The sequence below is a fragment of the Nostoc sp. genome, assembly GCF_036916735.1.
Taxonomy (GTDB): domain Bacteria; phylum Cyanobacteriota; class Cyanobacteriia; order Cyanobacteriales; family Nostocaceae; genus Nostoc.
Genome location: NZ_JBALFV010000002.1, coordinates 60216 through 76402, shown reverse-complemented (window position 1 = coordinate 76402; position 16187 = coordinate 60216). Strand labels below are relative to the sequence as shown.

Below are 16187 nucleotides of genomic sequence, written 5' to 3'. Positions count from 1 at the left end.
ATGGGGAATGGGGAATGGGGACTGGGGAATGGGGACTGGGGAATGGGGCTTTGGGCAGAGGATGAATGACTAATGACTAATGACGAATCTATCAAAAATTTAAAAATGGGAAAAACTGAAGTAAGATTTTACGTATACGAAGCAAGAAAATCTGTTCCCGAATTTTGGGGTCTAGTTTTCGGGGCGGGGCAAGTTGGAGCTGCGCTTGTAATTGAATATATTCGGCAGCTGTTAGGGATTTTCCATCAATAGGGGATCGCGCTTCTATAATAATCTTAGTGCGTAATATTTCTTCTGGTATATCCTCTGGTGGTGGTAATGCTATTACTGGCGATCGCCAAGAGCTACTTAACACAAAAAAGGTTCCACTAATCACAATTAAGCTCAATAATTTTATTGCCTTTATCGCTTTAACTCTCCCCATCTCCTAAACTGCGTTCACAACGCAGAATGAAAATCTGTTTTTTCCGCATCCAATACCCCATTCCCCATTCCCAAAATTAAAAATTTTTCCAATAAAAATCTGGCAATATCAAGGGACATCACCAGGTCTGTTCTGATACGAAATACACTACAGGGAATGCCCAAGAGCAATTGCCAGCAGTCGCAATGAATTGTTTTGCCCTCTAAAAACTCAAGAGTTGAAGCCATTCCAAACACCAAACCGGGAAGTACTTTGCCTACAAGATGGCTGACGATTTACAAAATTCAACTCCCTTTGACTTGGAATAAGGTTCAGTCATAGAAGAGGGAAGAGGGAAGGGGGCAAAGGGCAGGGGGAGAATTTCATACTTCGGCTTACCTCGGCTCCGGTTCCATCAAGCGAAGTTGAGATGCTCGGCATAAGTCGCTCAGTAACCATAAATAAATCTAGGGCTGCTTAAGCAAGGATGTATTATTTCTTCTGGTACTTTCCGCTTGAAATAAATATTTAACATTGAGCATAAATAAATTTAGGTGCTTGAAACCCTCTATTGCTAGGAAATTCCAGCATCTTTACTCCTCTGTTCCCCTGCCCTGTAATCACGCGAAGATTTCAAGCAGACACATGGTTGACGAGGTAATCCTCATCACCAGTGTCACTTATTTGTTGCCCTACTTAGCTGATATTTAAGCAAACTCTAGGCTTTGATACACCAGCATAAAAATGCAGGTTTTTACGTGAACCTAATTAATTCAAGCTATGTGGTTGACAAGCGTTGTCACTAAGCTATTTTGGGCATGATTTAAATTAAAGCTGATTAAGGAGTAGCAGTAGTAGTAGGAGTAGGAGTAGCAGTAGTAGTAGGAGTAGGACTAGTAGTAGGAGTAGATGCTCCACCACCAGCAGGTGCATCAGTTGGTTCACCTGTAGCAGCTGGAGTACTAGTAGTACCAGCGCCACCAGCATCACCACCGCCACTGCCTTCACAAGCTCCCAGAATTGTAGCCAGACTTAAGATTACAGCCAAACCAAAGATTCTTGTTTTCATAACTCCTCTTTCACCAATTGTGGCTAGAACAATTTTTCGCCTGTTGAATACGATACCTTATTTATTGCTTTTTTTTAAATGCTACGAGATTACATATTAAAAAAAACAATCCTTTGGGGTATTCTTTTTTTTTATTAGGTGTCATATAGCCATCTGATTGGTTTCTCTTAACTTACGAGCAAAATGGAAATTAGCAAATTTTCTCGCAAATCGAGCTATCATAGCAAAAAATTTATTTTTCCCGGAGTATTGCACCTTGCTGCCCTGCGTTGCCATACTTTAGGTGCAATATCTATAGGGCAAGCTGTCTAGTTGCTAATCGCTGATTGCAAAATTGCACTATCTAGAGAGAGGATGCAATTGGTATAGCTATCTATCGGAACAGTTAAAAGGGTGTAGTCTGTTATGTGTGCTTGCTGCACAGAAGGCGATTTTAACTAAGCAAAAGAGAACTAGGCAAAAAGAGACAATTAAGACAATCAATCTAAAGTACAATATTTTCCATCTAAAAAATTTATGGTAATTGCTCGTAAATCTGCTGTTTCTACAAGAGGTACTTGGTTCGGGCGAGATTCTATCCTTTCTTTAGGGAGGCGACGTTCTGCACGTATAGAATCAGCAGCACAAAGCGCTTCTACACCTGCTACCCAACCTACATTAGTATCCTCTCAAAAACGACAGCGTTCCTTGAAAAATCTAGCGGTTTCTCCCACAAATAAAGCAGTTACGCCCAAATCGGTGAAACAGTTGGGTAAACAACAAGTGCTAAATCTTAATGAGCAGTCGAGTGCAAACCAGAAAACTCTGGGGGTAGGTTTTCTTCGCCTTCCTATAATGCCTAATTCTGGAGCCGCACCTTTGTGGTTACTGCGCTTGTATACCTTTCACCGTTATTCGACAGTTTTGGCGTTTTTGTTAGTAGCATCGACACTTGCTGTTTATGGCTGGACGGTATATTCACAAGAGCTTTGGAGTAACTCATATAGCAGGCTACAAAACCTCCAACGTCGTGAGCGGCTACTAACGACAACCAACGCGACGCTGACAAATAAAATTGCTGAGGAAGCAGAACAACCAACAACAGGACTGGTATCGCCGACTCCTCAAGGAATGATTTTCTTGTCTCCAACGTCTCGTAGTGCTAAACCAGCATCGTCTAACACAACACCAAATCCTGAAATGCAACAGCAAACACTCTCGCCTCTAGGGTATTAAGGTTAAGAGTCATTGGTCATTGGTTATTGGTCATTAGTTATTCGGAACGGACAAATGACAAACGACAAAGGACAAATGACTAATGAAAAAGGACAAACCCAATGCAAAAATCACCAAGCAGAACAAACAGAAAGTTTCGGAATCCAGCATTTAAAAGGCGACAGAAAAGTTCTAAAGAAGCATTATTGGGGACACTTGCCTCTAATATCCAAGACCAAACATCCAACACCAAGTCGCGACTGTTTATAGTATGGGGTGTTTTAATGGCAGCAGGGTTGGGGTTGGGTATTAAATTGTATAATTTACAAATTGTCAAGGGGCCAAAGTTAACAGAGCAGGCACGAAACCAGCAAATGGTGAATTTGCGACCTTTTATGCCTCGTCGTCCGGTGGTAGATCGCAATAGTAATCTGTTGGCAATTGACCGTCCTGTATATACTTTATACGCTCATCCCAAGCTGTTTGATAAGTCTAATGAAGATATGGCAGAGCGACTTGCCCCAATATTGGCAAAAGATACTGCTGAATTGGTAAAAACTTTTCAAAGCAAAAGAAGCGGAATTATACTTGCTCCAGCTCTCCCGGAAGAAACTATTGATCGCATCATCGCTTTGCGCTTAAATGGCCTGGAGTGGGTTCAAAAATACTCTCGATATTATCCGCCAGACGATTTGGTTTCTGATGTAGTGGGCTACGTGAATCTTGACCGCCGTGGTCAAGCAGGTGTGGAATACTCTCAAGAGAAATTGCTAGAACGTCCTGTGCAAACGGTGCGTCTCAGTCGGTCGGGTAACGGGGCCTTAATGCCGGATCATGCCCCTGAAGGTTTTTTGCATTTTGATGATTTGCAACTGCAACTCACTATTGATAGCCGTCTGCAACGAATTGCCCGTGCTGCACTCAAACAACAAATGGATAAATTTGAGGCTAAACGTGGGGCTGTAATTGTCATGGATGCCTTAGATGGTTCCTTACTCGCCCTTGTTTCTCAGCCTACTTATAACCCTAATGAATACGCTAAAGCTAATATCTCGCTATTTAAAAACTGGACGGTGGCGGATCTTTATGAACCAGGATCGACTTTTAAGCCTTTGAATGTAGCGATCGCTCTGGAAAATGGAGTCATTAAACCAGATGATATGTTTAATGACTCCGGTTCTATTCGAGTAGCGAATTACACCATTAAAAATGCGATGAATAATGCTAATGGGCGAATCAGCATCGCTCAAATTTTGCAATATTCCAGCAACATTGGCATGGTGCAAATTATCCAACGCTTAAAACCTTCAATCTATTACAACTGGCTAGAACGCTTGGGGCTAGGACAAAAAGTTGATACAGATTTACCTTTTGAAGTTGGTGGTCGCCTCAAAAGTCAAGAAGAATTTATCGCTTCGCCAATTGAACCAGCTACTACTTCCTTTGGACAAGGCTTTTCCATGACACCCATACAGTTAGTGCAAATGCACGGTGCTTTAGCCAATGGCGGTAAATTGGTCACACCCCATGTAGTTCAAGGGCTGATTGATAGCAAAGGGCAAATGCATGATTCACCTACTCACACCGTCCCCCGCCAAATTTTCTCAGCCGCAACAACCCAAAAGGTTGTGGAAATGATGGAAACTGTTGTTAATGAAGGTAGCGGCAAGGCAGCACAAATTCCGGGATATCGCATTGCTGGTAAAACTGGTACAGCCCAAAAAGCTAGTCCTAATGGTGGTTACATCAAGGGTGCTAGAATGACCAGCTTCGTAGCTATTTTGCCAGTGGAATCTCCTCGGTATGTAGTGTTCGCCCTGGTGGATGAACCAAAAGGAGAAAGTGCTTATGGTTCTACTGTCGCCGCCCCAATTGTGAAGTCGGTAATCCAAGCACTCATTCCTCTTGAGGAGATTCCGCCAAGTAAGGCGGTTGAGCAGCAGAAAGTGCCGTAGGGAGCTTTTTAGCAGGGAGCAGGGGAGCAAGGGGGCAGGGGGAGAATAACTCCTAACTCCTAACTCAGCACTGTTTTGCCCAATCCCTTTTGTTCCTCTAGACTTAATTTTTCTTTATAACCAGGGAAAGAGGTACAGAAAGCTACTCGTGTGGGAGGTTAAGTATTAAAAGTGAAAATAATTTCTCACTTTTTCAATGCTACTGAAGATTCCATGCAAAGCAATTTAGTTATATTTCCTAACGCTGGGACTGCAAAAAAGAGTACGCAAACAGAAGAAAGAACAATTACCAACTAGGATCATGCTGAGGAACAATTTATAGAACTGCTAGCAATGGAGGATTTGGATCATCAATTAGATGTAAAAGCTGCAATAGCTAGTGAGTTTGAACAGGCGCTCTCAAGGTCAATTCGCGCTGCTTACAAAAACGATCACTCTGATGAACAAGCTCATCGCTTTCTCCAACGCATACTTTATCGAATTAATCGGTTAAAGCTGTTTTGGTACGACGATTTGCAGCACTATACCAATGAGCGATCGCTTTACTTGTCCTCATGTCGTGACGAAATTGAAGCTGCTTGGCAAGAGTGGGAACTAGCACAAATCGATGTGGCTGCACTGGAACAATTAAATGTAAAACAAGCTTTAATTGAGCGCACATCTGCTGATTTAGATCCGCTTTTATCGGAAAGTAGCTGCTATATTCGTCAGAAAATGACTGAATCTGGCTATCGTCATCTGTTAGCGATCAGCTCTTTTGATGGTTTGGTTGAAGCTAGTCATCTTTCCCGCATTTTAGGTGGTGTTGCTAATGAAGTGCAGTGTACGCTAATGCGAGTACTAATAGAAGAATACGGCAATGGTCGTTTATCTCGCAAGCACTCTACATTTTTTGCCCAAATGCTTGCTGAGTTTGGAATAAACACTCAACCAGAGGCATATTTCGATTTAGTACCTTGGGAAGTTTTGGCTTCTACCAATCATAATTTTCTGGTGACTGAGCGCAAACGTTATTTCCTGCGTTATAGCGACGGGTTGACCTATTTTGAAGTGGCTGGGCCTGCGGTTTACAAAAATTATATGGTGGCGGCGCAACGACTCAGACTCTCAGAAGTAGCGGTGGGTTATTGGGAACTACACATCAGGGAAGATGAACGTCACGGCCGTTGGATGTTAAATGATGTGGCTTTGCCATTAGCAGAACGATATCCCAATGATGCATGGGAATTAGTGCTTGGGTACGATCAGCAGAAACTCATGAGCGATCGCGCTGGTAGTGCTGTTGTGCAATCAATACGTGAAGCAAAGCAATCCGCTTGACTCATCTAAGATATCTAAAAAATTATAAATTAAAAATTGCAGATTATTTCTGGCTTTTATAATTTCATATTTCTAAATCATTCTATTGCTTATCTCCCTACAATCCAATTTATTTAGTAAGGACTTTTTACTAAATAAACGGTTATTTATTGCCTTTTATTAAGCTAATAAATTACCTCTTGCTACATTGATTATACTTTATATATTGAAGTGCAGTCAAATGAAATATATCTTTTTTTGTCCTGAAGAATCTAATTTATACTCAAACTGTTTAGAAAATTTTGTTCTCATAAATTGTAAAAATTACGAATCTATTGTGGAGTTTGGCTCAGGAGATGGCAGTCCTGTAATTAATTCCTTATTAAGAAACAACTTCGATGGCATCATCCAGGGATTTGAATTAAACACCTCTGCATGGAAAGTCGCAAATTCAACCATCGATGAATATAATCTCACTAATAAATATATAATCTATAATTCATCTTTGTTTAATTCTTCTCAACCCGAAGCCGAGTATCTTGTAGCCAATCCGCCGTATCTTCCTGCACCAGATAATGATATTTATATGCCGCTCTTATTTGGGGGCGTAGATGGAGCCACAGTTACTAATGATCTTTTGTCGTTAGGTTATGAAAATATATTGGTTTTAATCTCTAGTTTTTCTAATCCAACAAGTACTCTGAACATAGCAAAAGAAAATGGATATTGTGTTCAAAATTTCATGGTATTACCTTTGCAGTTTGGATACTATAGCTCCGACCTCAAGGTAAAAAACCATATAGAATAACTCCGAAAAAATAACATGGCATTTTATTCTGGTAATTATTATTTTCTAGCTGGGGTTTTATTTAACAAATGCCAGGATTCTGTAGTTGATTTATCTAATCAATTGGCTCAGGTTATGACTAGTTTGTGAAAATCGAGAACAACTTACCAATGATGTCTCTTAGAGGTAGCAAATTTTTATAAATTTCAACCGCCTATATATATAGATATAGCGGTTCCTATTCAGATGCATTATGACATTACATCACAAGGTGTAGGGGCAATTCATGAATTGCTCCTATAGCGTTTAACTTTGCGTAAGTCCTAATAACCCAAGTTGCGAGTTACAAAATCAGACTGGTGAACTAGTGTCAAAAAGGCAATAAAATCCCCTCCAGGAATAAAAACGGAGGCGAAGATGCTAAACACAATAATTACATAGGACTTACGCACGAGTTAGGGAATAACGAGGCGCAGAGGACACGGAGAAATCAGAGTTTGAGAGATATTTTGCGTAAGTCCTATTACAGCCAAATGAACCACTACAGCAACTTGTCCAAGATACCTTGCGGAGTTCGAGAATATCTTGTGTACCTTTCTACAACCATTCAGCAATAATTCATTTGCTTGACCAATTACCCACAATGACTGAAAGTCAACGTAGTTCCATCAATATAGTTTTGATGAAAATGCTGAGTGCTTGCATTCTTCAAGAAAAGTTCAGACTCGTGCATTCGTGACATATTAAGGCAATCATTTGTATATTGATACCCCCAACCCCCCTTAAAAAGCAGGGCTATTTCATTTGCTCAAATTAGGATTTTGTCAAGAGTATCAACCAGAAATATTGGGAGTCAGCAATCAAAAAATTACTGTTGTTATTTCCGCGTATGCATTTGTTATTTCGGCGTTCATCCTGAAACAACTGACAGATACAGATAAATGGGTATATAGGACTCCGATTTGATTGCGTCAGGACTTACGCAAAAATCGCCGAAAAGCTTAATTTATCGAACCGCCAAGACGCCTTCTCTGCGAGAGGCTCCGCCAACGCGAAGCGTCTCGTAGAGAAGAATTCGTAGAGCGTGCGTAAGTCCTATGCGTGAAAAAAACTCGGTACACTTAATCTTCTACAATCCTATTGCCTGCACTCCCCTGAGCGCGATGCCCTGAGCGAAGCCGAAGGGAGCCTGCTGAAGGGTAGCCGAAGGGCGAAGTAGTCGAAGAAACTTCCAAATATAATAAAGAATAGCAAGTGGTTCGCAATAGTCTATTGCGAACCACTCTTTATTTTCCACATCCCGTGAAAAGTCAGCCCTGCTAACAGTGTTGCAACATATTCCCCCAAACTTTGAAATATTAGCGATTTCAGCAATTGATCAACCTAGTAAATTAGAGATTTATTAGAGATTATTGCTAGCACACCAAGACAATTCAGCAATGATTACTGCACCCACATATCAAGGTAAAATGGGGCATCCATTGTTATCATGAAGAACTGCATAATCTTGGGTGGCAACAGATTACTAACAAAATTCCCGACTTCTTAGAGAAGTCGGGAATCAGAGCATTTCGATTACTCTTTCGCAAACCCAATCAATCATCATTTGGATCATCAATCATTTCCGGTGTTAAAGCTGGGTTACTTTTACGTTCTTCTGGTGATTGCTCCCGAATAACATCGTCTATTCTCCTAGGGTGTTTGATTTTGTCCAGTACCTCTGGATCTAGTTGCGATGGATCGCCTTCTGGACTAGACTTTTCAGCTTGACTAGGAACTGTTTCCTTATTCATCATTATTTCCCCAAACTTATACGCCAAGCTTAAGTTCTTTTGTGATCAGGTACACACTATCTTGAGACTTAATTTCACACAGTGGTGGGTAAGAAAAGCGATAGCCCTTTGTAGATCAAAGATGATTCACTAAGCTAAATAGCTTTTACTATAAAAAACGTAAATATTCTGTATTCTCCGTTTCACAAATAGGAAATAAGCAGTGTTACCAAAAAAGCCCTCCGCTACCAATCAAACTCAACGCTGGACATTTGCTCAACTTTTTGGACTGGTAAAACGTAATCCCTTGATGATTTCGCAGTGGGTGATCTGCTGGGTAGTTGTAGGCATTGCTGGTGGTCTATTTGCTGCGTTGTACTGGAATGTTTTAGAACTTTTAACTCACCATCTGCAACGATTTGAAGGTTTTAGCCTTCTGATAGTAATGCCACTAGCTGGTTTAGTTATCGGGCTGGTGATTCACTTTTTGGGAAATCCCGGTGAAATCGCTGTGATTGTTGATAATATCCATTTTCGTGGCGGACGCCTAGATGCTCGCAAAAATCCCTCAATGATTCTTGCTTCTCTAATTAGCATATCAGCAGGCGGTAGTGCTGGCCCAGAAGCACCACTGGTGCAGGTAACAGGTTCTTTTGGTACTTGGGTTGCCGATCGCTTAAAACTCCAGGGTGAAGACTTTAGAACTATGAGTTTAGCAGCGATGGCGGCTGGCTTCACTGCCTTATTTGGCGCACCTCTTGGCGGTGCAATATTTGCCCTAGAGATTTTACACCATCAGCATATTGTGGAATATTACGAAGCCTTGATGCCAGCCATTGTTTCGAGTTGCGCTAGCTATTTGGTATTTGCAGCAATTACACATTTAGGAATTGCGCCCACTTGGCATTTTCCCCAGTACCACCTAGATAAGATTGATGATTTTGCGATCGCTATCATGTTCGGTATCATCGGGGCGGTGGCGGGATGGATTTTTATCGGCATTTTTCGGGGCTGCGATTACTTGTTTGCCCGAATTCCCGGCCCCACTTACGTACACACAACACTAGCAGGATTCGGGCTTGGCACTTTAGCAGTTTTATTACCCCTAACCCGTTATTTTGGACATGAAGAATTAGAGTCAGTCATCACTACTAGCTTTGGTGCTGTTTTTCTCTTAACTCTTGCTTTTGGTAAAATGGCTGCGATTAGCATTACAGTAACAGGTGGGTGGCGCGGTGGATTTATCATTCCCCTGTTTTTCACTGGTGCTTGTATTGGTAAAGCAGTAGTAATCTTAATTCCGGGGCTTAATCCGGCCCTTGCGATGATTTGTACAATGGCGGCTGTCAATGCAGCCGTAACGCGTACACCTATAAGTACGACTTTGCTACTGGCAAAACTGACTAATTTGAGTCCTTTGACACCAATCCTTTTTGCTAGTTTAATTGGATTTTTTCTCGCGCCCAAAGTTCCCTTGATTGCATCTCAATTGAAGTCTCAGAGAGAAGCTACTGAATAAAAGGGTAGCTAGTAGTGTGTCAAACGAAGTTTGAAGGGTAAAGGAACGAACCGCCTTGGCGAAGCCTCTCGAAGAGAAGACGCAAAGAAGCCAGTGCGTTGGGCGGGTTCCCCGACTTGAAGCAACTGGCGCGACGCAAAGGAAGAAGGAAAGAAGAGAAATTAATGAGTGAGTAAGTTCGTCTTCTAAGCACTAAAGTGCTTACTACAAACCTTCAAAACTAGCTAGGGCATTGTGTTAATTTACGTACAATTATTTTTCATTAGCCAGGAAGAACGCAAAAGTGCGATCGCTTCTTCTTTTTGTTTGGCTTCGACTTCGATCCACGGTGCTTGGTGGTAAACGTTGGGCATATCGGTAATCAAGTCGCTGTGTTTTCTGTCATTGAAAGCTTGCTCACCGTTGGAAATATGGACTAATTGCCAATCTGGATTTGTCCAAGTTTCTCGTGCTGCGTAAAACATTGATGCTACACTCGGATGATCGTAGCTATCTAAATTTTCGTGGCAAATATGGTGATGGGCATCAAATACCATCGGTACGCCTGCTTGCTGACATACTGCTAAAATTTCGTCGGCACTATAGGCGTATTCATCGTTTTCTAGAGTCAAGCGGCTTTTGATATTTTCTGGTAGTTCGGAAATTGCTTTTACTAGTTGTTCAGCCCTTTGAGATTTGCCACCATGAATATTCATCAATGACCAAGGCGATCGCGGTAAGCCCAATAAATCAAGTGTGCGCGAATGTCCTGCTAGATTATTGATACTTGCTTTCACCACATCGGGAGAATCAGAACTCAGCACTACATATTGATCTGGATGCAATACCATTCTTATGCCCAATGCATTTGCTCGTTGACCAATTGTTGCTAAATCAGCGCTCATTGTTTCTAATATACTTGCGCCGATTTCGTCTTCTAAGTCACTTAAGGGAAATATTGCAGAAGACATCCGATAAAGCTGAATTTGATTCTGCTCACAAAAGGAGAGAGCGTCATGCAAGCGCTGTAAGTTATGCCGATACAATTCAGTTAGGGCACTTTGGCGATCGCTAAGAGAAAGTTTTAAATATCGGGTGCGCGTCATTGTCCGAAAGCGCACTTGTTTGTCAGAGGTGATGCAAACTAGTCCTAAATAGGGCAGTGTACTTTTTTGGCACTGCTGTGCATTAGATAAATTTGGAAACTCGATTACGGTCATTAACTAATACTAACTGATGCCTGTTTTGAGCTATTTTTTAATTTAAACAAGTTCTACCACTAGCTTACAACTACCTAAAGAATGAAGTCTTAAGCCTTAGAGGATGTTTAAAAAGTTATAAGGGGTAAAATTTTATGCCAATCGGATCGCCATAATTCAGTTCATAGCTTACAATTTTAAGTTGCCTGAAGGGCTGCGCTTGGTGAATGAACAAACACCTAATGCACCAAACGCTACTAATATGCCCAATATAGAAGTCGGTTCAGGAACTTTTTTTGTAGTCTCAATCCTCAAGACTTGTCCTTGTCCTGGGCGATCGCCTTTATTTGAAATGTAAATAGCACCATCAGGGCCAATAGTCAAGGCAGTAGCAGACTCTAACCCATTACCACTCAGCAGCGTTGTCCGAGTTCCATCAGGGGCTATTTGCACTAAAGAACCATCAGAAATACCTTTCCACTGTGGTTCATTGCCATATTCTAAAGCATACAAATTACTTTCAGCATCAAAAGCCAAGTCACTCAGTTGGGTAAAACCATCAGCGTAAACTGTAGTTTTACCGTCAACTCCAATCCGAAAAATCCTCGCTTTACCTTTTGGAAAAGGGAAACCAGTGTATTCGCTCACATATATTGCACCATCAGGACCAAATGTAACACCTGTAGGTACTGATTGAATTTCAATCTCCTGCGGTGTTTGTCCAGATGGCGGCGCATCAGGAGGTGGTGCTTGTCCTGGCTCAGGAGCAGGGAAAAGGGGATTAGTTATCTTTTGTGTAGGAAGCACAGTTAGTGACTTTAAATCACTTCCATCAAGTCCGACAGTCAAAACGTTGTTTGCAGCCGCATCAACAATATAAGCAGTATCATCCTTAATTGTAAAAGCATAAGGGTTGCTAGCTATTTCACCGCTAACATCAAGCACATCAACCCCATCTGCATTATTGGCGAATTCATATTCTGCTAAATCAGCAATACTTTTCAACGAACCTGTTTTCAGGTCTACTTTATAAAGCTGTCCCCAGCTAGGAGAATTTTTTGGAAAATCGGAAATAGTTGGATTACCACCATACCCAATTAGAAGATAGGGATTTCCCAAGCGATCAAATTGGATATCTTGGGGGCCTTCACCTGTAGTACCAGTAGGTATTAATGCTATTGAAGGTAATCCTGTGATTACACGTTCTTGTTTCCCATCCTTAACTCTAGTCACAGCACCACTTGTACCAGCACATGAAAGCAGACCTTCTAAGCTAGGACCGGGAATACATCGCCCATCTCCCCCCACACCTGATTCTGTAATATAGAGACTACCGTCAGGAGCAAAATTAAGACCACGGACATTATCAAGACCGTCAGCAACTACATTAAATGACACAGCTTTTGCTGGTTTTATTTCAGAAAAAGCGGCAACACAAACACTGAGCAATATAAAACTAACAGCAGATTTATAAATTAAAGATAAAGGCATTGGACAATCCAAATAGAATAAAGGTTTCTTAAATATTTTTATTAATTAATGGTTGCAATAACATGGTGCATTATACCAATGGCCTCTTAGATATAGCGTTTCTCAGTCGCCTAAAGTACAAATTCATTTACAGCATATTTCAGTTGATGAAGTACACAAGCTAAGTCTGTTACCCAGTTATAAAGCGTGTTTTACTCCTGAATTATAAATGCTGTATATTTATTCGTACCTCATTTAAATGAGAACCGCTATATTGCATTTATTACGCTACAGTTCATCGAGCAAATCGACGGTAGCGCCGACGCACAATAAAACTGGCTCCAATCAAACCTATGCTAATCAGTGGCATCACAGTTGTTGGTTCTAAAACTTCTTGAGGAACTTCAATAGAACCGCTTACTAAAGCCTGACCCATCAAAGTAGTAGTTGCTCCCAGGTTAACTATGTCTTTTTCAGAGAATAATAGTGTGCTTGTAGCATTTTTGAATATGCCTTCACCATCGGTGATATTTACGACGCCAGAGCCTTTCGCTGTTAGATTTTCAAAATTCACTGAAGCACTAGCATCACTTGTTCCAAATAACTTGTTAGTATTACTACCAAATACAATGTATCCCTGTGGGAAACCTTGGACACCGAATACCTCTGGATTATTATTAAAAGTCAGATTTCCATTGGCATCAAGCACGGAGTATGTTAAACCCTTATATAGTCCTAAATCATACGGGGCATCATCACTCAAACCTACCTCAGATACCTGTGAAACATTGCCTGAGATCGGCTCAATGTTAACTGTTGTACGATAGTTGCCAGTAAATGGATATATAGTTTGTGCTGTAGCTCTCATTGCATCTGAACAAATGCTAGTGAAAGTGAGAACCAATGGAACTAACCACACCTGAAGTGAACGTAGTATCATTTTAAACTTTTAACCTCAAAAACTATTTATTTTGATAACAAGTCGAATATTCAATTTTCGGAAATATGCTACTTTTACAAAAGTCTTTCAATTTGGGTCAATTGTGTAAATTGTTCTCTAGAGGAGAGAACCTAAAGATTTTGGAACTAAAAAATTAATGTAAACTGACCTTACGGCATATAGCTTACAGGATTTAAAATACAGTTGCAATGAATAATCCTTTGATAAACTTGTCAATTTTTTATTAGTACTTAATACAGCATGGGAGCCAATATATCTGGCTCCTCCTGTTACTAAACTGGTTGACATAATTGGGAATTGGGGGGAGAGAGATTTAGGCACTTATTGATCCCCCCTAATCCCTCTTAAAAAGGGGGAAGAATCAAAGTCCCCCAATTTATCAGGGGATTTAAAGATATCTAAAACTTTTGATACCTACAATAGGACTTTTAAAACATCCTCTAAAACATAGATAGTTGTAGTAAGGAATTTAGTTTTCAAAGAAGCACTAGAGTGCTTACTACAAAATTAATGACATAGACTACTAAATTCTTTCTTCCAAGTAGCAAGAAATTGCACAGTCACATAAAATTGCCAACATGACCGAACAATTCGCACTCTTGCTACGCCTCGCTTCGCTAACGCGTGACGCTCGTTCCTCGCTAACGCAATTCGCTTTTTAAGGACAAAATTGTAAATTGATTGATTCAGGGATACAAGCCCATGCCACTTACTTATTTTGGCTACAAGCCAAGACCGCAGTGGCTCCTCAATTTATTGAGAAAAAAATACGCGGCTATCTTTGTTCAGAGCAAGCGCATCGAAGGCGTGGGGTGTTAATTGCTCTCTTCTCTAGGAGACGCTTTGCGAACGTAGCAAAGTTTAGCAAGAGTGCGAATTGTCAATTGCGAATTGGTCTGACTTGTGTAGAGACGCGATGGATTGCGTCTCCACTTTAAAAAATTGCAGTCTGGGCAGTGCCTGCCCACGATTAACATCAACAAACTCAAGCTTTAACCGCTATTTGTTTGTATGTTGCTAAAGCCTGCGCCACACAATGATCCATATTGAGATACTTGTATGTAGCTAGCCGTCCCACAAAATGCACAGATGATGTTGCCTCAGCCAGGGCTCTGTATTGTTTGTAAATTTCCTGATTTTCAGGACGTGGTACGGGATAATAGGGGTCGCCCTCTGCCTTGGGAAACTCGTAAACAATACTAGTTTTGGAGTGTTCCTGTCCAGTTAGGTACTTAAATTCAGTTATCCGGGTATACAGTTGTTCGTTGGGATAGTTAATCACTGGCGCAGACTGAAACACAGAGGTGTGATGTGTCTCATGTTTGAAATCCAATGAGCGATAGGGTAGTTTACCGTAGCGATAGTCAAAAAACTCATCAACTGGACCAGTGTAAATCATTTCACGGCAAGGTATAGCCTTCTCGATTTCACGGTAATCGGTGTTGAGCATTACCTTAATGTTCGGATGATTTAGCATATTCTCAAACATCCGGGTAAAGCCGTGCAGTGGCATTGCTTGGTAACTATCTGTAAAATATCGGCTGTCACGGTTTGTACGGGTGGGAATTCGGGCAATTACTGTTTTGTCAAGTTCTGAAGGATCGAGTCCCCATTGTTTGCAAGTGTAATTTTTAAAGAACTTTTCGTAAAGTACCTGACCAACTTTACTAATTACTACATCTTCAGAGGTACGAATGTGTTCTCTCGGTTCTGCAACTGACTGAAAAAACTCTTCTGCTTGGAATGAATTGAGGTTCATTCCATAGAGTTTATTGATAGTGTCAAGGTTAATGGGGATGGGAACAAGTTGTCCATCTACGCTGGCTAGAACGTGATGCTCATAAGAACGCCAGGGAGTAAACTGTGAGAGATATTCAAATACTTCGCGGGAACTGGTATGAAAGATATGGGGGCCGTATTTATGTACAAGAATTCCGTAGTCGTCATAATGGTCGTAAGCATTGCCGCCAATATGGTTGCGCTTGTCTACAATCAATACTTTTTTACCGGAATGTCTCGCCAAGCGTTCAGCGATAACGCTACCAGAGAAACCTGCACCAACAATTAAGTAATCAAATATAAAGTCTCTGGTAATGATGCTTGGTGCTTCTGCAATATCTGTTGAAATGGGAGATTTCCTATTTTTATGATTAGTTGTGGTATCTGGTGTGGGTGCGATCGCAGATTCTATCAACTGCATCATAGATCCCCAAGTCCGATCCCAAGACATCTGCTCTGCGATTTAGCTGTCTCGGATGATTTTGCTTCATGTGTTGATGACACAATATGACTTACAACGTTGTTTTCTACTTGCACTTTATTACTTGACATAGAGATTCATTAACTTAACTTGCAGAATGTTGGACTAACAAGTTCTGTTTATCGTAAGAATTTATCTTATTATTTACTTTTTTTAATTACATATCCATCTATCTAAATATAGTAATTAAAAATTACTGTATTATTCTTAAGTATTAAATTTTTAACATTAATAATACTGAATTATATGTCAAATTTAGCTAAATATATAATTAGATATACGCCAAAAGACTTATGTCGGCGTTATTTTTCTCAGTAAAG

Annotated in this window: 11 protein-coding genes and 2 pseudogenes; 5 read left to right on the top strand and 8 right to left on the bottom strand. The window is 40.7% G+C overall.

Annotated features, from left to right (window positions below; translation table 11 throughout):
• Positions 1-91: 91 nt before the first annotated feature.
• From V7L20_RS01275 to V7L20_RS01265, 3 genes are all read right to left on the bottom strand, one after another.
• A complete protein-coding gene (locus V7L20_RS01275) occupies positions 92-424 on the bottom strand; it encodes a hypothetical protein (RefSeq protein ID WP_334742318.1) in 333 nt (110 codons plus the stop codon).
• Between the two features lie 14 nt (positions 425-438).
• Entirely contained in the window at positions 439-651 is a 213-nt protein-coding gene (locus V7L20_RS01270; RefSeq protein WP_334742317.1) for a hypothetical protein, read from the bottom strand.
• A gap of 590 nt (positions 652-1241) precedes the next feature.
• Positions 1242-1472 (bottom strand): hypothetical protein, encoded by a 231-nt coding sequence (locus V7L20_RS01265; protein WP_334742316.1) that lies wholly within the window; start codon positions 1470-1472, stop codon positions 1242-1244.
• A gap of 516 nt (positions 1473-1988) precedes the next feature.
• Between V7L20_RS01265 and V7L20_RS01260 the strand changes: the two genes are divergently transcribed.
• The 4 genes and pseudogenes from V7L20_RS01260 (at position 1989) to V7L20_RS01245 (ending at position 6857) form a co-directional block, all read left to right on the top strand.
• Entirely contained in the window at positions 1989-2687 is a 699-nt protein-coding gene (locus V7L20_RS01260; RefSeq protein WP_334742315.1) for a hypothetical protein, read from the top strand.
• Positions 2688-2788: 101 nt separating this feature from the next.
• Entirely contained in the window at positions 2789-4621 is a 1833-nt protein-coding gene (locus V7L20_RS01255; protein WP_334742314.1) for a peptidoglycan D,D-transpeptidase FtsI family protein, read from the top strand.
• Positions 4622-4834: 213 nt separating this feature from the next.
• Positions 4835-5941 (top strand): annotated as a pseudogene (locus V7L20_RS01250) (iron-containing redox enzyme family protein).
• Between the two features lie 220 nt (positions 5942-6161).
• A pseudogene (locus V7L20_RS01245) lies at positions 6162-6857 on the top strand (SAM-dependent methyltransferase).
• A 1445-nt stretch (positions 6858-8302) separates the two neighbouring features.
• Here V7L20_RS01245 and V7L20_RS01240 read toward each other — a convergent pair.
• On the bottom strand, positions 8303-8503 hold the full coding sequence (locus V7L20_RS01240) for a hypothetical protein (protein ID WP_442943493.1): 201 nt from the start codon (positions 8501-8503) through the stop codon (positions 8303-8305).
• Positions 8504-8702: 199 nt separating this feature from the next.
• On the opposite strand from V7L20_RS01240, the gene V7L20_RS01235 reads away from it, so the two are divergent.
• Positions 8703-9998, top strand: a complete 1296-nt coding sequence (locus V7L20_RS01235) for a chloride channel protein (protein WP_334742313.1) — start codon at positions 8703-8705, stop codon at positions 9996-9998.
• Positions 9999-10240: 242 nt separating this feature from the next.
• On the opposite strand, the gene uvsE is transcribed toward V7L20_RS01235, so the two are convergent.
• The 4 genes from uvsE to glf form a co-directional block, all read right to left on the bottom strand.
• Positions 10241-11197, bottom strand: coding sequence for a UV DNA damage repair endonuclease UvsE (gene uvsE / locus V7L20_RS01230; RefSeq protein ID WP_334742312.1), 957 nt, complete (start codon positions 11195-11197; stop codon positions 10241-10243).
• 168 nt (positions 11198-11365) lie between these two features.
• Positions 11366-12667 (bottom strand): ScyD/ScyE family protein, encoded by a 1302-nt coding sequence (locus V7L20_RS01225; protein ID WP_334742311.1) that lies wholly within the window; start codon positions 12665-12667, stop codon positions 11366-11368.
• A 274-nt stretch (positions 12668-12941) separates the two neighbouring features.
• The gene (locus V7L20_RS01220) at positions 12942-13586 is read right to left on the bottom strand and encodes a hypothetical protein (RefSeq protein ID WP_334742310.1); all 645 of its coding nucleotides are present in this window, start codon (positions 13584-13586) and stop codon (positions 12942-12944) included.
• Between the two features lie 1006 nt (positions 13587-14592).
• Positions 14593-15837 (bottom strand): UDP-galactopyranose mutase, encoded by a 1245-nt coding sequence (gene glf / locus V7L20_RS01215; RefSeq protein ID WP_334742309.1) that lies wholly within the window; start codon positions 15835-15837, stop codon positions 14593-14595.
• Positions 15838-16187 lie beyond the last annotated feature (350 nt).